A 19,851-nucleotide genomic window follows, 5' to 3' on the forward strand; every position below is an offset into this window, starting at 1 on the left:
CATGGCGCTCGCGCTGCTGAAATGGGCGGCGCTCGTCGTCGTCGGAGCCTATGTTCTGGCGGCGGCGGGGCTCGGCCTGTTTCAGCGGCGCCTGCAATATTTGCCGGACACGCGCCAAATCTCGCCGCAGCAGGCGGGGCTCTCCGGCGTCGAGGAGCTGAAGCTCGCGACCGCGGACGGCGAGACGATCGTCGCCTGGCATGCGCCGCCGCGCGAGGGGCGGCCTGTGCTGCTCTATTTCCACGGCAATGCCGGCGGGCTCGTCGATCGCGTCGCGCGCTTTCGATTTTTCATGGGCGAAGGCTATGGCTTTCTCGCCATCGCCTATCGCGGCTATGCGGGCTCCAGCGGAACGCCGACGCAAGAGGGCCTGATACGCGACGCCGAGGCCGCCTATGCGGAGGCCCGCGCGCGCGGCTATGGGCCGGAGCGGATCGTCATCGTCGGCGAATCATTGGGCTCGGGCGTCGCGACGCAACTCGCCGCGCGGCGGGAGGCGGCGGCGTTGGCGCTCGACTCGCCCTTCTCCTCGGCGGCCGATGTCGCCGAGACGCGCTATGGCTTTCTGCCGGTGCGCTGGCTGATGCTGGATCAGTTCCGCTCCGATCTCGCCATTCGCGACGTGCATGTTCCCGTGCTGATCGTGCATGGCGACAAGGACGGCGTGGTGCCGATCGCGCTCGGCCGCAAGCTCTTCGATCTCGCCAATGAGCCGAAGCGCTTCGTGCTCGTGCCCGGCGGGCAGCATTTGGTGCTGGGTTTGCCCGATGTGTTTCCGCGCGTCGCCCGCTGGGTGGACGCCGCGCTCGAGACCTCGATCGTGAAACGATAATGTCCAATAAGACGGCCAGCGGACATTAACCATCGCGGCTCGAGGCGGTCATCGCCCAAACGAGATAGCGCGGTTGCATCCCCGCCCGAAGGTCGCGTGTGAGAACCGGGGCTCACTGGACAAATTCATTGAGCTCGTTAGGGAAACCCCATGTCCACCATCGACGAAACCAGACTGGCGGCCAGCCGCCACCAAGTGATGAGGGAGGCGATCGATACGCGCCTGCCCGGCCTCTACCGCGGCAAGGTGCGCGACAACTACGACCTACCTGACGGGCGGCGTATCCTGGTCACGTCCGACCGTTTGTCGGCCTTCGACCGGATCCTGTGCTGTATCCCGTTCAAGGGCCAAGTGCTGAATGGTATCGCCCGCTGGGCCTTTGAGCATACCGCCGACCTCTGCCCCAACCACGTGCTGGACTACCCCGACCCGAACATCGTCGTTGGCCGGCGCCTCGAGATCCTGCCAGTGGAGATCGTCGTGCGAGGCTACTTGGCGGGCACGACCAGCACCTCGATCCTGACCATGTACCGGGCCGGTCGCCGGCAGATGTACGGACAACTGCTGCCCGACGGCCTCGCCGACAACCAGGCGCTCGAGACGCCGCTCATCACTCCCACCAGCAAGGCCACCGACGGCGCTCATGACGAGCCGCTGACCGAAGGCGCGATTCTCGCGAGTGGGTTGCTCAGCGAAGGCCTGTGGCGGCAGGTGAGCGAAGCCGCCCTCGCCCTGTTCGCCCGAGGTCAAGCTCTGGCCGCAGAACGCGGCCTGATCCTCGCCGACACCAAGTATGAGTTCGGGCTCGACGCCCAGGGAACCCTCCGCCTCGCAGACGAGATTCATACCCCCGATTCCAGCCGCTACTGGCGGGCGGACACCTATCCTCAGCGCCTGGCCGCCGGGGAGCGCCCGGACAGCTTCGACAAGGACGTGATCCGCGAATGGGTCGCCGCGCGATATGATCCGTACGGGAATGATGTCCCGGAAATCCCCCCAGAACTGATCTGGAAGACTGCGCTGACCTACGTCGAGGCTTACGAGCGGATCACCGGACGGGCGTTCGAGCCCCCGCCACCCGCGCCATCGGTGCACGAGCGCGTGCTGGCGGCTCTGAGGAAATTCCACGGGCGTTGAGAATCTAGTGCACGGACTTCATTCCGAGGGTACAGGCAGGCGCTTGATCTTGGTGAGGATGTCGCTGGCGGGCTTGTTCCAGACGAAGCGCTTGGGGTCCACGTTGCGCTCGTCGAGCCGCGGCGTCTCGAGAGGCGAGCGATTGAGGCTCAGCCGCGCGAGGAGCCCTGTTTCGCGATCGGCTGCTGCGGATCGAGCGCCAGAGCGCGCTGATAGGATTCGCTCGCCTTCTGGCGATTGCCCTTGCGCTCATAGGCGAGGCCGAGCCAGGCCCAGGCCGGCGCGCTCTTATTGTCGACATTGAGCGCCGCGTTGAAATCCTCGATCGCCTTGTCGTAATTGCCCATCGTCACGAGGCTCTCGCCGCGCGCCTGATAGGGCGCCGCCGCGAAAGGATCGCGATCGATGGCGTTGTCGAAATCGGTGACGGCGCGCTGATTGTCGCCGCGCTTCTGATGGATCAGCCCGCGTGCGTGAAACGCCTGTGCGCTCTCGGGGTTGAGCCGGATCGCCTGGTCGAGGTCAGAGAGCGCCTGCTCCAGATTGCCCTGCGCGCGCAAGAGATTGGCGCGGCCGATATAGGCCGGGGCGTGATTGGGGTTGACGTCGATCGCGCGGTCGAAGTCGAGCCGCGCCTGATCGTTGCGGCCCGTCTGGCGGAAGGCGAGGGCGCGATTGGTGAAGGCGGCGGCGCTGCTGGGCTCGATCTTGATCGCCTGGGAGAAATCGGCGATCGCCTCCTGGAACTGGCCGATCTTGGCCAGCGCCACGCCGCGCGTGTTGAAGGCCTCGGCGCTGGGATTGCGGCGCACGACCTCGGACAGCGACTCTATATTGGCGTTGGCGGCCCTTGGATCGGCGGCGTCGGTCTCGGCGAAGCCGCGGCCCGGCGGCCGCAGCACGCCGGCGGTCTCACAGCCCGAGAGGGCGAGCAGAGTCAGGATCACGACGCCCGCGCGCAAAGGCGCGTGGCGACAAAATGCGGGGGACGTCCGGCGAACCGCCGATCCGAGCGGCAATTCCATTCCGTCCGACCTCCTCAGACAAGCCCTGAAAGCGCTTCGAATGCGCGACGAAGACGAATCATAGCGGGCAATTCGGCGAGATTTCGACGCGCCCGCGTCTTTCTGCTCAGCGGCCGCCGACGGCGGGCTTCGGCTTCATCGGCAGCAGGCCTTCGCGCTGCAGCTTCTTGCGGGCGAGCTTGCGGGCGCGGCGCACGGCCTCGGCCTTCTCGCGGGCGCGCTTCTCCGAGGGCTTCTCATAATGGCCGCGGAGCTTCATCTCACGGAAAATACCTTCGCGCTGCATCTTCTTCTTCAGCGCCTTGAGAGCCTGGTCGACATTATTGTCGCGGACGAGAACTTGCACGAAGCGATCCTGTTTCTAGAGGCGGCGCGCGCCCCGGTTGGAGACGTTGCTGCGGGTGAGAATAGTCGGTCGGGCGCTGACGGAGCGCCTGACCCGTGCGCGGGGAATTAACAGAACTGCCCGGCGTTGTCCACAAGGAGCAGCTCGGACGACGCCGCTCTCCGTATAAGCCGAGGGGTCGGGCTCGCCCCGCCGGCTTCCGGTTTTCCCGCGGGGCCAGGGTGGATTTTTGCGGCGGCTTTCGTCACCATGCCGCAAAGCGCGCGAGCGCGCATCTCGGGCGCGCGTCACGCGGCGTTTTCTGGAGACGATATGAACAAGCCGATCACCAAAGGGGAATTGAGCGCGGCCGATGGCGCGGAGGCGATCCGCGCCCGCTATCGCCGCGACGATTCGCCGACCCCGCCCGTTTGGAACGAGACGCTGGACCTTCTGCTCGCGCATCGGTCCATTCGCGCCTATCTGCCGGAAAAAATTCCCGCCGAGACTTTGGCGACCGTCGTCGCCGCCGCGCAATCGGCCGCCACCTCCTCCAATCTCCAGGTGTGGAGCCTCGTCGCCGTGGAAGACGAGGCGCGCAAGAGCCGCCTCGCCGATCTCGCCGGCAATCAGCAGCATATTCGCGACGCGCCTTTGTTCCTTCTGTGGCTCGCCGATCTCTCGCGGCTCGAGAATATCGGCAAGGAGCAGGGCCGCGACGGGGCGGCGCTGCCCTATCTCGAAATGTTCCTCACCGCCGCGATCGACGCCGGCCTCGCCGCGCAAAATGCGCTGATCGCGCTGGAATCGCTCGGCTATGGCGGGGTCTATATAGGCGGCATCCGCAACAAGCCGGAGGAGGTGGCCAAGGAGCTGGACCTGCCGCCGGGCGTTTTCGCGGTCTTCGGCATGGCGGTCGGCCGTCCCGATCCGGCCAAGGCCGGCGGCGTTCGCCCGCGCCTCGGCCAAGGCGCCGTTCTGCATCGCGAGCACTATGCCTGGAACGAGGCGCAGCGCGAGGCGGTAAAGACCTATGACGAGAAGTTCCGCGATTTCCAGAAGGAGGCGGGCCTTCCCGAGCAGGGCTGGATTCGTCAGGCGCTCTCCCGCGTTCGCGGCCCCGAGAGCCTCAGCGGCCGCGACCGGCTGAAGGAGGCGCTGCGCGCGCTGGGCTTTGCGTTGAAATAATGGCGCTTGAAGATGCTCGCCGGAGCGGTGCGCTCTCGGCGAGCGTCGCTATGCCGGATCGTATCCGATACGGAACGGAAACTCAGCCATTGCTATTTGAAACGGGGGATCATAGGAAGCGGGCGCCGTTACAATTATAGCGAGCGAGAAACGATGGTGGTATTCTCGGTTGGCAGGCTCCCCAATTGCCCGCCCTCTAATGCTGAACAGACGGAAGCGGTATTTTTCCGTGCGTGTGACTCGAATCCTCCTACCGAGGAGGATTTTATATCACACGCGGAGTCATTGCTTCCCCGCAAGAGAAATCGGGCGGATTCCGCGAACTGCGCACATTGGGGGCTATCCGGCTGGATTTCACACGAAGAGGCCAAACATGCTCAAGCAGTTTTTGATTGGCTTAAACCAAAATTCATCTTTAGTACCAAAATTTCCACCGCTAGCGGTCGCTTGTTACAAACTGGTCGTCCGTCCCACTATACGTTCTGGCCATGTCACGATTTCAATCTGCTTATCAGTGCCGAACTCGCGCTACCCCCAATTGATGTAGAAAAATGATGTGGACCGATGCTCACCCCGTCAGGACCGATTGGCCGACGGATTCCGTGAAGCCCACTGAAGTTTTGTACGAGGTCGAAGGACCCGCCTTTTTTATCACATCGATAGGGTTGTCCAACTATTTTTTCTTTAAAAAGAGAGAGCTCGAAGAAAGCGATTTATATTTGGTATGTATTGCAGAGTCGGACGAAATCGAAGCCTTAAAGGAAGGCCGTTTGTCGATCCGAGGCGCCATGAACAAGCGAATCGGGTGGCTTGTCGAGATTTGTCCAAAAGGAAGCGTCATACGGTTCCAGGAGCAGAGTCATGATGTTTTTGTAGCCCTGCTACCTGCGCCTGGGTTGGCGTTGTACGCAAAGTTTGGAAATGTTCCCGATTCCCTAATTCAGGCAAACTCTTTGATGGCGTTCAAATTCTATTCCGATTCAATGCATGATAAATCTATGCCTTTGCGCTTGCTTACCGAGACAGTCGAGGGCGTTTCAAAATTCGTCAAGGGTGTTCTGACGCCGTCTGCGCTGCTTGAAGGGAGAGATGGTCGCTTCTTCGACGTTCGTGTGAATGAGCCTGTTTTTGCGAGCTTGTTAATCTCTATTGACGCACCAAGCGTTGATGCAGTGGGGCTGCGCGAAAATAAGCGCACTCAAAACCTGTCGGTGGCCGAGTTGGAGAGCGCTTCGATAGAACGCGGTCGTGAAACTTGGTCGGTGATACAAGACGCTGTGAGGTCGTACACTGGCAGCTCCGTCACGAAATTTAATGCTGTCGAGCATCGAGAGTTTTTAGACAATATAGTCGACTTGATGCCGACGGAAAGCAACGATTTTTCAAAAATTGAGATCACGTTCCGTGCAGGCGCTCGGACCGAGATTGTGGCCATTGACCGTATTATCGGGGAAAAATTTGTTAAAGATCACAGTGACCTCGATGGGCAGGTGCTCTCAATCGAGGGTGTTATTACGGAGGTAAATGGGGAAAGCGGGACGTTTTTGATAAGAGATAATTCATATTCCACAACGACTTGCAATCCGCAGGGGGATTTATTTCAGCAGCTCGACGATGCAGGTTATATGAATCGTGGTCAGCGAATGAAGGTCACTGGAAAGTACTGGCGTCGTACACGAAGAGGATTCATATCTTTTAGCGCTTACCCAGTAATTCTAGAATAGTCATGGGCAATAGGTGTAGCTAGGTTTTCGCTGAAAACATTTTTGCTTGCCTAGCGGGCAAGTTGCCAATCAGCGCGCCCTTGCCTTATCAATGCCCCCGGCCCATCTCGGGCCGCAAGCGACTTACGCCGACTTGTATCGGCGAGTGGGCGCATGAGGAGAGCATATGATCGCCGTAACCTTCCCCGACGGGGCGTCCCGTCAATTCGAGCCCGGCGTGTCCGGCCTCGATATCGCCAAGAGCATTTCCCCTTCCCTCGCCAAGCGAACCGTCGCCATGGCTCTCGATGGAGAGCTGCGCGACCTCGTCGATACGATCGACCGTGACGCGAAAATCGAGTTCGTCGGCCGCGAGGACCCGCGCGCGCTGGAGCTGATCCGCCATGATTGCGCGCATCTTCTGGCGGAAGCGGTGCAGGAGCTGTTTCCCGGCACGCAGGTCACCATCGGCCCGGTGATCGAGAACGGCTTCTATTACGATTTCTATCGGTCCGAGCCGTTCACTCCGGACGATCTTCCCGCCATCGAGAAGAAGATGCGCGAGATCGTCGCGCGCGACGCCGCCATCACCAAGGAAGTCTGGAGCCGCGATCAGGCCAAGACCTATTTCACGGCGAAGGGCGAGGCCTTCAAGCGCGAGCTGATCGAGAGCATTCCCGGCGGCGAGGATTTGAAGATCTATCGCCAGGGCCATTGGCTCGATCTGTGCCGTGGCCCGCATCTGCCGTCGATCGGCAAGGTCGGAACCGCCTTCAAGCTGATGAAGGTGGCGGGCGCCTATTGGCGCGGCGACCACAACAACCCGATGCTCTCGCGCATCTATGGAACCGCCTTCGCCAAGCAGGAGGACCTCGACGCCTATCTGCATCGCCTCGAGGAGGCCGAGCGCCGCGATCATCGGCGTTTGGGCCGCGAGATGGACCTCTTCCATTTCCAGGAGGAGGGGCCGGGCACGATCTTCTGGCATGAGAAGGGCTGGGCTCTGTTCCAGAGCCTCGTCTCCTATATGCGCCGACGCCAGAAGGCCGTCGGCTACAAAGAGGTGAACACGCCGCAGGTGCTCGATCGCGCTTTGTGGGAGACCTCCGGCCATTGGCAGACCTATCGCGAGAACATGTTCCTCACCAAGACAGAGGACGAACGCATTTTCGCGCTGAAGCCGATGAACTGCCCCGGCCATGTGCAGATATTCAAGAACGGCTTGAAGTCCTATCGCGACCTGCCGGTGAAGATCGCCGAATTCGGCATTGTCCATCGCTATGAGCCGTCGGGCGCGCTGCACGGCATGATGCGCGTGCGCGCCTTCACGCAGGACGATGCGCATATCTTCTGCAACGAAGATCAGATCATGGAGGAGGCGTTGAAGATCAACGACCTCATCCTGACGATCTACAGGGACTTCGGCTTCGATGATGTGGTGGTGAAGCTCTCCACGCGGCCGGAGAAGCATGTCGGCTCCGATGAAGCCTGGGCCAAGGCCGAGGCGGCGCTCCACAAGGTGCTGGAGGAGCTCGCCGCGCGCGGTCTGAAGACCGGCGTCAATCCGGGCGAGGGCGCCTTCTATGGGCCGAAGCTCGAATATACGCTGCGCGACGCCATCGGCCGTGAATGGCAATGCGGCACGACGCAGGTGGACTTCAATCTGCCGGGGCGTTTCGGCGCCTTCTATATCGGCGCGGACAGCGAGAAGAAGACGCCGGTGATGATCCACCGCGCCATGTTCGGCTCGCTGGAGCGTTTCACCGGCATATTGATCGAGCATTACGCCGGTCATCTGCCGCTATGGCTCTCGCCGCTGCAGATCGTCGTATGCACGATCACGCAGGACGCCGACGACTACGCGCTCGAGGTCGCGGCGGAGGCGCGCAAGCTCGGCCTCGCGGTCGATCTCGATCTGCGCAATGAGAAGATCACCTATAAGGTGCGCGAGCATTCGCTGGCGAAGGTTCCGGCGCTGCTCGTCGTCGGCAAGAAGGAGGCGGCCGAGCGCACGGTCTCCATCCGCCGTCTCGGCTCGCAAGCGCAGAGCTCCGCGAGCCTTGCCGATGCGCTGGCCGCGCTCGCCGCCGAGGCGACGCCGCCGGATGTGAAGGAAGCCTGAATCGCGAGATGAAGGACGGGGCCGGCGGCGGAAACGCCCCGAGCCCCGTTTCCGTCCGCGGCGCTCGCCTCAGAAACCGATCGTCGCGTCGCAGGCCAGTTGCTTTGTTTGCCGCTCAGAGCTGCGCGTGAGCGTCCTCGTCGAGAGCGTCGCGCAGACGCGTCGGGAAGGACATCACGAATGTCGCCCCGCCCCCCGGCGTGGTCGCAACGCCGATGCGGCCGCCGAGCATTTCGATCAGCTCCTGGACGATGGCGAGGCCGAGACCGTTTCCCGGCGCTTCGTCGCTGCGCCGCCAGAAGGGCTCGAAGATGAGCTCCCTATGCTTTTCATCGATGCCCTCTCCATGATCGATCACGCGAATCGTGCGATCGGCGCCGACCCGCACGAGCACAGTCCCGCCCTCCGGCTCGGCGCGCAACGCATTGTCGATGAGATTGGCGAGGGCGCATTCGATCGCGACGCGATTGCTGCGCAGAGCGACGGGCGCCGTGGGCGCCTCGAATGCGATGCGACGGCGGGCCTTGAAGATCAGCGGCGAATAATCGGCGACGATGCCGCGCGCAACGGCGCTGAGATCGAGATCTCGATCCGGCGACGCTTGGCCTTCGGTCAAGCGTGCGGCGACGAGCATCTGCTCGACGATCAGTTGAATGCGGCGCGTGTCGCGCTGGAGATCGACGCGAAAGCCGCGCTCCTCCGGGTTTTCGAGGCGCGCGCGCAGGATCGCGACCGGCGTGCGCAATTGATGCGCGGCGTTGGCGGTATAGCGCCGCATGCGCGCGACGCTGGCGTCGAGACGCTTCAGCGTTCGATTCACCGCATCGACGAGCGGGCGGATCTCGCTCGGCGCATCATCGACGCATAGGCCCTGGCCGAGCGATTCGAGATCGATGCGCTCGGCCGCTTCCGCCGCGCGCCGCAAAGGAGCGAGGCTGCGTCGCACGGCGAGCCAGGCGACCGCCGCCGAAACGGAGAACACCACCGCGAGATAGAGGCTCTGGGAGACGAGCTCGTTTCGAAAAGCGTAGACGACATCCTTCCAGTTGAAGGTCATGCCGCCGGAGGCGATGAACAAAGGCCCGGTCGGAGCCTTCCAGCGCCAGGCGGAGGCCGCCGTGCGACGGCCCGCATCGGAGATGAAGAAAAAGTCGAGCCCGCGCGTCTCTACCGAGGTGATCCCGATGAGCGCCGCGGAAATGTCCTCGGAGGAGCCGCGGAGAGCCGGTCCGCGCATCGACTCCAGAGCGGCGTAACGCAATGTCGGGGTTCGGCGCATCTCGTCGCGGAGCGTCTCATTGGGCTCGATATGGAGCGTTCCGTCCGCATCCCGCACGATCGATTGCAAGACCAGATCGCGAATATAGTAATAGCTGTAGAATTCATCGAGCCAATAATCATTGGCGCCGACGATGCCGAGCCCGCCGAGCGCCGTCGTTCCGAGCCATGCGACGACGATGGCGATGAGCTGCATATAGGACAGATCGACGATCAATCGGCGCGTGAGCGAGGGCGGCGGCCTCATTCCTCCGTCTCGCAGAGAAAATAGCCGACGCCGCGCACCATATGAATGTCCACCCGCGCCTCGAGCTTTTGCAGGCGCGCACGCACGCGGGAGACGATGATCGTCAGCGCATGCGACTGCACAGGCTCGTCGAAGCCCCAAATCTCCGAGGCCAGAGCCTCGCGCTCCGCGACACGGCCCGCGCGGCGCACGAGCCCCTCGAGCAGAGCCAGCTCGCGATGATGGAACACGGCGGGCCGGCCGTCGATGGCGACGGCGCGCGTTCCGGGGTCGAACTCCAGCGCGCCGACGCGGATCGGCGGGGCGGAGTCGGCGCCCGGACGGCGCAAGGCCGCGCGAATGCGCGCCATCATCTCGTCGAGATCGAAGGGCTTGGTGAGATAATCGTCGGCGCCGGCGTCGAGGCCGTTGATCCGCTCGTCCACCGCATCCAGCGCGGAGAGGACCAGCACGCGGCTGCCGGGCTGGCGCCGTCTGATCTCCGGGACGATGGCGAGACCATCCCCATCCGGCAGTCGCCGATCCAGCATGGCGACGGCGTAAGAATGCGCCCGCAAGGCCTCCAGCGCGTCGCCCACCGAGCCGACATGATCCACCGCGAAACCATCGCGCCGCATTCGTCGCCGGATCTCTCCCGCGAGCTCGCTCTGATCTTCCACCAAGAGAATTCGCATGGGCGCCGCTCCCTGCGTATCGACCGGACATGCTCCCGCAAAGCGAGAGCGAGGCCGAAGTCTTCCTCGGTCACGGGCCGCATGGCAAGCGCCTGCGCCTGCTACGGCGTCTTCGAGCGGCGAGAACGGGCGCGACGCTTCGTCGATCCGGCGATCGAAGCCGAGGCGGCTCCAGGCCCGGCGTTTCGGCGGGCGGGCTTTATAGCGTTGAAATGCAAATCGTCTCTATTCCAGAGGCGCGCCGTCGAATCGAAAAGCGACTGCGGTTCGGACCGAACCGCAGTCGCAAAGCGCTCGGCGTCCAGCAGCGCTTTCGCGGCCGCGCGGAGCTCCGGCGCGGGACCGCATTCTCTGTCGTGAAACGCCGGCGTACGAGATGCGCCCCTATTCTCAGCGGTCGTGACGAATATCGAAACGGATCGTCGTCTTGCCCTGGAAGCGGCCAGCGGGCGGCGGCGGCGCGACAGTCGCCTCGACCATGGCGAGAGCGGCGTGGTCGAGCGCCTCGTCGCCAGCGGATTTGACGATTTTGCGCTCGATCATATGGCCGTCGGCGCCCACGGTGAAAGTGACGACGGCGTCGCCCTTGACGCCGCTGCGACGCGCCTGCGGCGGATAGAACATGTGCTTTTGAATTTCGGCGAGGACCCGCGCGCCATAGCGGGCGCGCGTCGCGCCGCTCGGCGTCTTGCGCCCGTCCAGCGCGCCGACGCGATCGGCCGAGGAGGAGGAGGCTTCCGACGCCTGCGCGGCCGCTGTCGCCTCGCGCTGCACCTTGCCGTCCGCCGTCGGAGCGGGCGTCTGCTCGCTGGAATGCTCGCGCCGCTGCTCGAGCGTCGGCTTGCGCTCTTCCTCGCGCGGCTCGTCCTCGGGCAGCTCCAGAGCGTCGGGGGCGCGAATTTTCGGCGCGGCCATGGCGAGCGCGGTCGGCGCGTCGGGCGCCGAAGCCTTCGGCGCTTCCGCCATTTGCGCCTCGGCGGCCTCCTGAGCGATCGTGCTGTCCATGTTGTGCGCCAGCTCGTCGGGCGCGGTGTCGGCGCTGGCCTGCTGCGCGGCGTCGCCGTCCTGCACATAGGCGAGATCGAAACTGTCCGCCGTCGAGCTCGGCGGCTCCACCGTCGTCATGGCGAGAAGGCCGAAGATGGCGAGATAGACGAGCGGCGGCGCGGCGCCCGCGACCGGCCGCAGCCAGCGCGGACGCAATTGCGGAAATTGCTCGGGCTCGGCGACATAGGTCATTTCGCGGCGCCTTTCGCTTCGGCTTTCGCGTGCTTCGCCTGCATCGACAGAATGGCGATATGGGTCATGCCATTGGACGAAAGAGCGTCCATCAGCGTCACCAGATCGCCGAGCGAGGACTCCTTGTCGCCGCGCAGATGGATGACATGAGAGAGATCGCCATTGATCTTGGCGCGCACCGCTTCGACGATGCGGTCGAGCGGAATCTCGTCCGGCCCCAGCATCAGCCGTCCGTCCTTGGCGACGGTGATGACCACGGGCTCCTTGGGATTGACGGGCTTGGCGGAGCGCGCCTGGGGAAGGTCGACCTTCATGCCCTGCGCCATCATCGGCGCGGTGATCATGAAGATGACGAGCAGCACCAGCATCACATCGACGAGCGGCGTCACATTGATGTCGGCGAGGGGCTGGAAGCCGCCGGAGCCGCGCTTGGCGGAAAAAGCCATTTAAGCGGCCTCCGCGATGCGGCGCGCGCCATCGCTCTCGACGCCGCCGACGAGCGTGATGGCGTGCTCCTCCACATGATCGCTGAGCGCTTCGCCCGTATGCGCCAGCGTGCCGCCGAGGCGGTTGAAGCCGATGGCCGCAGGAATGGCGGCGGCTAGGCCATAGGCGGTGGCGGCGAGCGCCTCGGCTATGCCCGGCGCGACGACGGCGAGGCTGGTGTCCTGCGAGTCGGCGATGCCGACGAAGCTCGTCATAATGCCCCACACCGTGCCGAACAGGCCGACGAAGGGCGCGACAGAAGAGATGACGGCGAGATTGGGCAGGCCCGCTTCCGTGGCGACGAGCAGCTTGCGCGCGGCGCGGCCCGTGGTCTCGACGATGCGCGCCCGGCGCTCGCCGACGCTTTCCCCCGGCACCATGACGCGGGCGGCGCGCGCCGCCTCGGCCATCACAGGCGCGAGCAGCGGCGGATGGCCTCCGTTCTGCGCCTCGCGGATCGCCTTGCGCAGGCGCGTCGCCAGCACGGCGACCTCGATGATGATCGCCCAGCCCCAGAGCGAGGCGACGCCGAGCGCGATCATCACGAATTTGCCGACAACTCCCGCCTGCATGAACAGCGAGACCGGCGAAATCGATATGGCTTCCATCTGAGCTCATCTCCAGCGGGCGCCCGAGGCTCCCTTTCTGGAAGAACTCGCATGGCGCCTCTACGCAACGTTTCGATTACGAAACGCCCGGCCGCTCGCGTGGCCGGGCGGAAATCTGTGCATGACGATCAGAAATCGACCTTCAGCGCGCCATAGAACAGCCGACCCGCCTGGAAGGAATAGGTCAGCTTGGTGTTGGCGACCGAGAGAAGGCCGGTCGGATCGCCGGATATGGCCGTGACCGAGCGATTGTCGGCGATATTATTGACGCCGAGCTTCACCTCGATCTTATTGTCATGGCCCCATTCCTTCAGCCATTGGCCACGCGCGCCGACGACGAGATCGGTCGAGGCGTAGGCCGGGATATAGTTGAGCGTCGGATTGGTGAGGCCGGAAGCGTAGATCGACGCCCATGAGCGTTGGCCGACGGCGCCCCATTGGTCGCCGACCTGCTTGTGCAGCAGCGAGCCGAAGAACTGCCCGTCGTCATAGACGACGCCGCCGACGGCCGTGTAGCGCGGCGCGGCGCCGACATAGAGCCCGGCATATTGGCCCTCGAGGAAGCGCGCGTCCGAGATGGAGCCATTGGCGGTGAGCGCGAGGCCCTCCATCAGCTGATAGGTGAGCTCCATCTCGACGCCGCGATAGCGCGCCGTTCCGCCGTTCTGATAGTTCTGCGTCTTGTCGGCGTTGGTGATGACGATCGGGAAGTTGTTCGCCGTGACCTGATAGATGGCGATATCGGCGGCGAGCTTCTCGGTCTTGTAGACGGCGCCGAGCTGGAAGTTGGTCGTCGTCTGCGGCTGGATATTGTTCGAATCCGGATTGACGACATAATAGGCCGAGACCGTCGGAACCAGAAAGCCGCGCGACGCCTGTCCATAGACGGCCAGCTCCGGCAGAACCTTATAGCGCACGGAGAGGAAGGGCAGACCAGCGCGATAGGTATGGTCGTAATAGAGCGGCGTGAGCGTCGTCTGATTGATGCGCGCCGTATGATTGCGATCGAAGGACACGAATTTATAGCCGGGCGTGATGGAGAGGCCGTCGATCGGGCGCCACTCATATTCGAGCCAGGGCTGCACATTCTGATAATGCGAGGCGAGATCGAGCTTATAGGAGCTCTGATATTGCGAGACCGAGGTGGCGATCGACGGAAAATCGACGCCATTCGTATAGTCCGTGTAGAACTGCCGGCGCCAATTGTCGCCGCGCTCCCACCAGACGCCAGTGCGCAGCTCGCCGCTCGCATAGCCCGCCGCGACATCATATTTCGCGTCGAACATATTGCCCCAGGCGCGATAATTATTGATCTGCAGGAAGCCGAGATCATGCTGCTTGGGCAGATTGATGCCCGTCGCCTTGGGCTGCACGCCATAGAGTGCGGAGCCTTCCACGGTCTGATCGGCGGAATTGCGCTGATACCAGGGATACCAATAGGAGTAGGTGTAGGATTTGTTGTTGAAGCTTATGCCGAAGGCGTCCCACTTCAGATTCACATACTCCATGTCCGTCTGCTTCTCGGACACGTTGTTGCCGAAATATTGCTGCGACGTCGGATCGGAGCCGACGGCGCCGTAATGCGAGCCCGCGGCGAAATACTGCGGATAGGTGATGCTGCTGACATTGCGATAGTGCTCTCGGCTGTAATTGCCGAACAATGTCACATTGACGAAGCCGAAATCGCGATCGGCCTTCATCAGCCAGCCATTCTGCTCGACCGTTCCATACTGCTGCGCGCCGGCGGTGTCGGAGTGCGAATATTGCACCAGCGCGCGCACGCCCGTCGTCTTGTCGAGGCCTGACTGCAAGGTCTCGGTGGTCACGAAAGTGCTGTAGCTGCCGTAGGAATTTTCGATGCTGCCGCCGAATTTGTCGGAAAGCTCGAGCGAGCGCAGCGCCAGCGTGCCGCCGAAGGTCGCATAGCCCGTCTGGGAGGCCGGGCCGGGACCGCGATCGACGGTCGCGCCGCCGATGAAGCCGCTCGGGAAATAAGAGGCCGAGTGGTGCGAGGGATTGTTCTCGTCGCCGAACGGAATTCCGTCGAAGGTGACATTGTACTGGCCGTCGGTGAAGCCGCGCCAGCCGCCCTTATTGGTGTCGCCGATGAGGCCATTGTTGGCGGTGGCGACGGCGCCGGGCGTATATTTGATGATCTCGTTCAGATCCGCGCTCGGCTGGATCATGTCGCGAATGACTTTGTCGCTCACGATCGAAGTCGGCTCGATCGCGTCGAGCGGCGCCTGCGAAGGCGCGAGCGCGGGAGCCGAGCCGGGAGGCGCCTTGGAGCCGACGGCGCTGGAGGCGAACACGGGAAGCTTCGAAGCGCCTGCAGCCGCCACCGGCGCCGCAGCGGCGACTTGCGCGGCGCCATGAGCAGCGCCTGCATTGCCGCCGCTCGTCCGGGCGACGGCCGGAACATGGCGCATATGCGCCTTTGCGACGGCTTTCGCCTTTTTCGGCTTCGCCTGGCGCGACACGACCGTCAAGGCGCCGATATCCGTCTGCGCAATAGCTTGAAGCGGTGGGGCCGCCGCTACGATGAAACCGAGCACGAACGCAGAAGCCTGCGTATTCAGCCTATGTTTGGACATCCCATAACCCCAGCTCTCGACCCCAGACTCGTCCCGCTGCTCGCGGCAATGCAGGAAAAGGCCGAGTCATTGTTTCAACGCGATTCCAACGCCGAGCCGGCCTCCACATTCGGCTGGAAACGCTTTCGCCTGCGCTTTCGCTTTCGGCTGGGGACGAGCCGTTAAGGAGCCGACATGACAGTCTCGCAACGTTTCTTTGAATTCGATCGAAATCACTCTGGGTGCGACAAATTTGCTATGGTTGCCCAAGAGTTCACTCATGGCTGTCCAAGTGTTCACTCATGGCGCCGCGACAGAGGCGGCATGCCGTCGCGCGCAATATTCCGGCGCGCCGATGCTATCGTTTCATTCTGTTATTTCAGTCGTTTCGGGGGGCCATGTGCTCGAACGCGGCCTCGAGGCGAGGCGAGGCGACGGAGGCGAGATTCACACGAGCCACACGGATCAGAAATAAAATGGCTCGATCAGAAATATATTCGAAATAAATAGAAACAAATGAATTGCGCAGATCATCATGGGCGCCGGCCTCTGCGCCGAAGTGTCGGAAACGCAGAGAAATCACGGCGAGGCGCGCTAAATCGGCGCGCTGCGGCGCTGGAATGAGCGATCGCAGGCTATGCCGGCAGGATCACCACTTTCGTCTTGATCGGCGTTCGTGAATAGAGGTCGATCATGTCCTGACTGAGGAGGCCGGTGCAGCCGCTCGTAACGCCGGTCCCGATCGTCTCTGGGTCGCTGGTGCTGTAGATCGTGTAGACCGTATAGACGCCGTTCCGATAGAGATAGAGCGCGCGGGAGCCGAGCGGATTGTCCAGACCTCCCGGCATGCCGCTGGCATATTTGCGCGCCTCCGGCTGGCGCTGGATCATCTCCTTGGGCGGCGTCCAGACAGGCCATTCGGCCTTGCGTCCGACATAGGTTTCGCCGCTCCACAGGAAGCCGGCGCGGCCGACATTGGCGCCGTAGCGGGTGGCGTTTCCGTCGCCTTCGATACGGTAGACAAAGTAATTGCCGGGATCGACGATAATCGTGCCGGGCGCTTCCTTGGTGTCGTAGCGCACCGTCTGGCGATAGAATTTGGGATCGACCTTGCGAAGATCGACCGCGGGAATCGGGAACTTCTCATGGGGCAGCGGCCCGTAGAGCTTCGCCACCTCGGCCGGGATCACGCGGTCGGAGGTCGCGCAACCGGCGAGTCCCAGCGCGCCGAGACCGGCGGCGGAGCCGAACAGAAACGACCGGCGGTCGAGGCGCCCCGTCCCGAGCCCGAGCAGAGATCCTTCATTTCTTTCGCCAGCGTCGGCAATCCCATCATCCGTGATCATGATTTCGGATTTTCCCATGTCCTTTCGTCCGGCCGGAGAATGCTCCTGCGTGAATCCACCGAACCTCTTCGTCGAGCTGAAATTGCCGTCACACGGCTCGATTGGCAAGCAAGAGCTTTGCTGCGCGGCGCTCGCCTCGCGCCAAAGTCGGTAATGTCCGGGGCGTCTCGCAGCTCGTGGCCGCTTCGGTCGCCTATTGCGGCGCGACGCCGACCGGCTGGGGCGTCGGCTCGGTCACGGGGGCCTCCTACTGCGTTTGCGGTCTTCGCCGCTTGCGCGGAAAATCGAGAGTCCGTAACAATTTTCGCAGTTGCGCGAACTTAGCTTGCACGCCGGTTTCGGCGCATAAGAGGAGGCATCGGATGGATCGTCGTACTTTCAATCTCGCGCTGGCGGGATCGCTCACCACGGCTCTCACCCTCTTGGCTTCCGCCGCTCCCGCGGAGGAAGAGGGTAAGGAAAAATGCTTCGGAGTGGCCCTCAAGGGTCAGAATGATTGCGCCGCCGGCCCGGGGACGACCTGCGCCGGATCGTCCAAGATCGATTATCAAGGCAACGCTTGGAAATATGTTCCGCGCGGAACCTGCGCCTCGATCAAGACGCCGTTCGGCAATGGCTCGCTGGAAGCGCTCAAGCGGCCAGTCTGATTTTCGCAACGTTCCGTAACAGAGGCGCGCGTGGAGAGACAGAGGCGCGTGGAGAGAAGCATGGACGAAGTTGTTTCGACCTTTTCGTCCCGGCTTCCCGCTCGCGCTGGGGTCGGCTTCAAGCCGGCGCATTTCGATACGATCCTCTCTGGCGCGCCTTCTGTGGGATTTTTCGAGATTCACGCGGAAAATTATATGGGCGATGGCGGCCCGCCGCATCGCCAGCTCTCGCGTCTTCGCCAGGATTATCCGCTGTCGATTCATGGCGTCGGACTTTCGATCGGCTCCGGCGAGCCGATCGATCGTCGACATTTGGAGAGGGCGCGCATCCTTTGCGACCGCTATCGCCCCGAGAGCTTTTCCGAGCATCTGGCCTGGTCGACGCATGGCGGCGTCTTTTTCAACGATCTCCTGCCGCTGCCCTACACGCGCGAAACGCTGGAGCGCGCGATCGAGAAGATCGACGAGATCCAGAGCTGTCTCGGGCGGCAGATCTTGCTGGAAAATCCAGCAACCTATCTTTCTTTCATGGAAACGGAGATTTCCGAGCCCGAGTTTCTCGCCGAGATCGCCGATCGCAGCGGCTGCGGATTGCTTCTCGACGTCGAGAACATCTATGTGACGGCGACGAACAAGGGCTTCGACGCGGCCGCCTATTTGTCCAGATTCGCTTTCGCTCATGTGCGCGAGATCCATCTCGCCGGCCATTTCGAGTCGTGCGGCGCGAGTGGCGAACCTTTTGCGCTCGACGCCCATTGCGCGCCTGTCGCCGAGGCCGTATGGGCGCTTTTCGCTCAGGCGCTCGCGCAGACAGGTCCTGTCGCGACCCTCGTCGAATGGGACAATGAAACGCCCGAATGGGCGGCGCTCGCTCAGGAGGCGCAGCGCGCCCAATCCATTCTCGACAACGCATCACGGCGCGTCGCATGAGAGAGGCCGCTCATATGTGGGAGAGAACGCAGGCGCAATTCGCCGCCGCTCTGCGCGACGCGCGCCTCGCGGCGCCTGCTTCTCTGGTTTCCGAGAGGGGCGCGGCCGCCGATCGTTTCGAGGTCTATCGCAATAGCGTCATCGGCGGGCTCATCCGGGCGCTGGCCACCCGCTTTCCAGCCGTAGAGCGTCTCGTGGGCGAAGAGTTTTTCGCCGCAATGGCGCGCGAGTTCGTGCTCCTGCGGCCGCCGACATCCGCTGTGCTGCTCGAATATGGCGAGGATTTCGCCGATTTCGTCGCGGGCTTCGCGCCCGCTTCGGAGCTGCCCTATCTCGCCGATGTCGCGCGGCTCGAGGATGCGCGCGTGCGCGCCTATCACGCCGCCGACATAGAGCCGCTGTCGCCGCTATCGCTGGCCTCGGTCGCTCCCGATCGTCTGGCGGAGCTCACCTTCGAAATTCACCCATCGGCCTTCGTCCTGCGATCCGATCATCCGATGGTGACGATATGGGCGATGAATGCGGGCGAAGCCGAGGCGGCGCCGCTCGGGCATTGGGACGGCGAGGACGCTCTCGTGACCCGTCCGCGAATGCGCGTCGAGACACATCGCCTCGCGCCCGGCGGAGCGGCGTTCCTTCAGCGCCTCGCCGCGGGCGCGCAATTCGGCGACGCCGTTCGCGCCGCGATCGCCGAGGAGCCGACATTCGATCTATCGATGGCGCTCGTCGAGGCGCTCACGGCAGGATTTTTCACTGCATTCGGAGGTGACACATGAATGATTCCGCTCATGAAGCGACGCGGCCCGCGTCGGGAGCGTCGCTCTGCGTCCTCACGCAGCGCGTGATCGGGACGCTCGAACGCATTCCCTATTCCCTCATCGCGCTCGGCGCCCGCATTTTCCCGGCAGCGGTCTTCTGGCAGTCTGGACAGACGAAGCTCGAGGGTTGGCGCGTCTCGGAAAACGCAATTTATCTCTTCAAGGAAGATTATAAGCTGCCGCTGCTCGATCCCGTCGTCGCGGCGCATGCCGCCACGATCATGGAGCATATATTTCCGGTTCTGCTCGCGTTCGGTCTCGCGAGCCGGCTCGCTGCGGCGGCGCTGCTCGCCATGACGCTGGTGATCGAAATCTTCGTCTATCCCGACGCCTGGCCGACGCATGGCGTCTGGGCGACCTGCCTGCTGCTCGTCGTTGCGCGCGGACCCGGCGTCATTTCGATCGATCGCCTGCTGCCGCGCCGGTGCGCGCGCATGTGAGAGCGGGCGCGTCACGCGGACAGCGAAATCCTCGTCACCAGACCGTCCGCGAACCATTGCGCGAGGAAGCCGGCGGCGCGCTGCAACAGTGTCTCGTCATTGCTCTGAAACTCGAGCAGCGTAGCTCTTGCCCGCTCGCGCCTCCATGAGCGCGAGACGCTCGTCCTCGCCGATCTCGCGAAAGACAGGCTCGTCGTCTCTGCGCCAGAGCAGGATCGTTTCGACGCCCGCAT

At 63.3% G+C, this 19,851-nt stretch carries 17 protein-coding genes and 1 pseudogene; 9 read left to right on the plus strand and 9 right to left on the minus strand.

What is annotated here, in order from left to right:
* Nucleotide 1 precedes the first annotated feature (1 nt).
* A complete protein-coding gene (locus EDE12_RS03665) occupies nucleotides 2-832 on the plus strand; it encodes an alpha/beta hydrolase (RefSeq protein WP_026599655.1) in 831 nt (276 codons plus the stop codon).
* Between the two features lie 150 nt (nucleotides 833-982).
* A complete protein-coding gene (locus EDE12_RS03670; protein ID WP_026599654.1) occupies nucleotides 983-1,969 on the plus strand; it encodes a phosphoribosylaminoimidazolesuccinocarboxamide synthase in 987 nt (328 codons plus the stop codon).
* Between the two features lie 149 nt (nucleotides 1,970-2,118).
* Here the strand turns inward: EDE12_RS03670 and EDE12_RS03675 are convergent, their stop codons facing one another.
* Together EDE12_RS03675 and rpsU are read right to left on the minus strand one after the other, a co-directional pair.
* The gene (locus EDE12_RS03675; protein ID WP_026599653.1) at nucleotides 2,119-2,994 is read right to left on the minus strand and encodes a tetratricopeptide repeat protein; all 876 of its coding nucleotides are present in this window, start codon (nucleotides 2,992-2,994) and stop codon (nucleotides 2,119-2,121) included.
* 124 nt (nucleotides 2,995-3,118) lie between these two features.
* Nucleotides 3,119-3,340: pseudogene (gene rpsU / locus EDE12_RS03680) on the minus strand (30S ribosomal protein S21); the annotation flags it as partial.
* A gap of 312 nt (nucleotides 3,341-3,652) precedes the next feature.
* Between rpsU and EDE12_RS03685 the strand changes: the two are divergent.
* The 3 genes from EDE12_RS03685 (at nucleotide 3,653) to thrS (ending at nucleotide 8,332) form a co-directional block, all read left to right on the plus strand.
* Complete coding sequence (locus tag EDE12_RS03685; RefSeq protein WP_026599652.1) at nucleotides 3,653-4,507, plus strand: nitroreductase family protein; 855 nt, start codon at nucleotides 3,653-3,655, stop codon at nucleotides 4,505-4,507.
* A 602-nt stretch (nucleotides 4,508-5,109) separates the two neighbouring features.
* Nucleotides 5,110-6,231, plus strand: coding sequence for a hypothetical protein (locus tag EDE12_RS03690; RefSeq protein ID WP_134187986.1), 1,122 nt, complete (start codon nucleotides 5,110-5,112; stop codon nucleotides 6,229-6,231).
* 166 nt (nucleotides 6,232-6,397) lie between these two features.
* Nucleotides 6,398-8,332, plus strand: coding sequence for a threonine--tRNA ligase (gene thrS, locus EDE12_RS03695; protein ID WP_026599650.1), 1,935 nt, complete (start codon nucleotides 6,398-6,400; stop codon nucleotides 8,330-8,332).
* A 115-nt stretch (nucleotides 8,333-8,447) separates the two neighbouring features.
* On the opposite strand, the gene EDE12_RS03700 is transcribed toward thrS, so the two are convergent.
* The 7 genes from EDE12_RS03700 to EDE12_RS03730 form a co-directional block, all read right to left on the minus strand.
* Nucleotides 8,448-9,857 carry a HAMP domain-containing sensor histidine kinase gene (locus tag EDE12_RS03700; RefSeq protein ID WP_051592588.1) on the minus strand — a complete coding sequence of 470 codons (1,410 nt, stop codon included), beginning with the start codon at nucleotides 9,855-9,857 and terminating at the stop codon, nucleotides 8,448-8,450.
* Nucleotides 9,854-10,531, minus strand: coding sequence for a response regulator transcription factor (locus tag EDE12_RS03705; protein ID WP_026599649.1), 678 nt, complete (start codon nucleotides 10,529-10,531; stop codon nucleotides 9,854-9,856). Before EDE12_RS03705 ends, EDE12_RS03700 begins: the two co-directional genes overlap by 4 nt.
* Before the next feature lie 390 nt (nucleotides 10,532-10,921).
* On the minus strand, nucleotides 10,922-11,770 hold the full coding sequence (locus tag EDE12_RS03710; RefSeq protein WP_024881556.1) for an energy transducer TonB: 849 nt from the start codon (nucleotides 11,768-11,770) through the stop codon (nucleotides 10,922-10,924).
* Complete coding sequence (locus EDE12_RS03715) at nucleotides 11,767-12,216, minus strand: biopolymer transporter ExbD (protein WP_024881555.1); 450 nt, start codon at nucleotides 12,214-12,216, stop codon at nucleotides 11,767-11,769. The genes EDE12_RS03710 and EDE12_RS03715 overlap by 4 nt, the downstream gene beginning before the upstream one ends.
* Complete coding sequence (locus EDE12_RS03720) at nucleotides 12,217-12,864, minus strand: MotA/TolQ/ExbB proton channel family protein (RefSeq protein ID WP_024881554.1); 648 nt, start codon at nucleotides 12,862-12,864, stop codon at nucleotides 12,217-12,219.
* 128 nt (nucleotides 12,865-12,992) lie between these two features.
* Entirely contained in the window at nucleotides 12,993-15,344 is a 2,352-nt protein-coding gene (locus EDE12_RS03725; RefSeq protein ID WP_245275863.1) for a TonB-dependent receptor, read from the minus strand.
* Between the two features lie 728 nt (nucleotides 15,345-16,072).
* Complete coding sequence (locus EDE12_RS03730; RefSeq protein ID WP_026599646.1) at nucleotides 16,073-16,783, minus strand: L,D-transpeptidase; 711 nt, start codon at nucleotides 16,781-16,783, stop codon at nucleotides 16,073-16,075.
* Nucleotides 16,784-17,145: 362 nt separating this feature from the next.
* On the opposite strand from EDE12_RS03730, the gene EDE12_RS03735 reads away from it, so the two are divergent.
* From EDE12_RS03735 to EDE12_RS03750, 4 genes are read left to right on the plus strand one after another with little or no spacing between them, the layout of a single operon-like run.
* Entirely contained in the window at nucleotides 17,146-17,430 is a 285-nt protein-coding gene (locus tag EDE12_RS03735; RefSeq protein ID WP_024881550.1) for a DUF2282 domain-containing protein, read from the plus strand.
* 60 nt (nucleotides 17,431-17,490) lie between these two features.
* Nucleotides 17,491-18,360 carry a DUF692 domain-containing protein gene (locus tag EDE12_RS03740; protein WP_026599645.1) on the plus strand — a complete coding sequence of 290 codons (870 nt, stop codon included), beginning with the start codon at nucleotides 17,491-17,493 and terminating at the stop codon, nucleotides 18,358-18,360.
* On the plus strand, nucleotides 18,357-19,136 hold the full coding sequence (locus EDE12_RS03745) for a DNA-binding domain-containing protein (RefSeq protein WP_245267424.1): 780 nt from the start codon (nucleotides 18,357-18,359) through the stop codon (nucleotides 19,134-19,136). Before EDE12_RS03740 ends, EDE12_RS03745 begins: the two co-directional genes overlap by 4 nt.
* Nucleotides 19,133-19,618, plus strand: a complete 486-nt coding sequence (locus EDE12_RS03750) for a DoxX family protein (RefSeq protein WP_024881547.1) — start codon at nucleotides 19,133-19,135, stop codon at nucleotides 19,616-19,618. The genes EDE12_RS03745 and EDE12_RS03750 overlap by 4 nt, the downstream gene beginning before the upstream one ends.
* Nucleotides 19,619-19,851 lie beyond the last annotated feature (233 nt).

The sequence above is a fragment of the Methylosinus sp. sav-2 genome, from assembly GCF_004366495.1.
Taxonomy (GTDB): domain Bacteria; phylum Pseudomonadota; class Alphaproteobacteria; order Rhizobiales; family Beijerinckiaceae; genus Methylosinus.

Bases quoted from the DNA above. Each gene is read 5' to 3' on its own strand.
- EDE12_RS03665 (WP_026599655.1), top strand. From the start codon at position 2: ATGGCGCTCGCGCTGCTGAAATGGGCGGCGCTCGTCGTCGTCGGAGCC.
- EDE12_RS03670 (WP_026599654.1), top strand. From the start codon at position 983: ATGTCCACCATCGACGAAACCAGACTGGCGGCCAGCCGCCACCAAGTG.
- EDE12_RS03675 (WP_026599653.1), bottom strand. From the start codon at position 2,994: ATGGAATTGCCGCTCGGATCGGCGGTTCGCCGGACGTCCCCCGCATTT.
- EDE12_RS03685 (WP_026599652.1), top strand. From the start codon at position 3,653: ATGAACAAGCCGATCACCAAAGGGGAATTGAGCGCGGCCGATGGCGCG.
- thrS (WP_026599650.1), top strand. From the start codon at position 6,398: ATGATCGCCGTAACCTTCCCCGACGGGGCGTCCCGTCAATTCGAGCCC.
- EDE12_RS03700 (WP_051592588.1), bottom strand. From the start codon at position 9,857: ATGAGGCCGCCGCCCTCGCTCACGCGCCGATTGATCGTCGATCTGTCC.
- EDE12_RS03705 (WP_026599649.1), bottom strand. From the start codon at position 10,531: ATGCGAATTCTCTTGGTGGAAGATCAGAGCGAGCTCGCGGGAGAGATC.
- EDE12_RS03710 (WP_024881556.1), bottom strand. From the start codon at position 11,770: ATGACCTATGTCGCCGAGCCCGAGCAATTTCCGCAATTGCGTCCGCGC.
- EDE12_RS03715 (WP_024881555.1), bottom strand. From the start codon at position 12,216: ATGGCTTTTTCCGCCAAGCGCGGCTCCGGCGGCTTCCAGCCCCTCGCC.
- EDE12_RS03720 (WP_024881554.1), bottom strand. From the start codon at position 12,864: ATGGAAGCCATATCGATTTCGCCGGTCTCGCTGTTCATGCAGGCGGGA.
- EDE12_RS03730 (WP_026599646.1), bottom strand. From the start codon at position 16,783: ATGATCACGGATGATGGGATTGCCGACGCTGGCGAAAGAAATGAAGGA.
- EDE12_RS03735 (WP_024881550.1), top strand. From the start codon at position 17,146: ATGGATCGTCGTACTTTCAATCTCGCGCTGGCGGGATCGCTCACCACG.
- EDE12_RS03740 (WP_026599645.1), top strand. From the start codon at position 17,491: ATGGACGAAGTTGTTTCGACCTTTTCGTCCCGGCTTCCCGCTCGCGCT.
- EDE12_RS03745 (WP_245267424.1), top strand. From the start codon at position 18,357: ATGAGAGAGGCCGCTCATATGTGGGAGAGAACGCAGGCGCAATTCGCC.
- EDE12_RS03750 (WP_024881547.1), top strand. From the start codon at position 19,133: ATGAATGATTCCGCTCATGAAGCGACGCGGCCCGCGTCGGGAGCGTCG.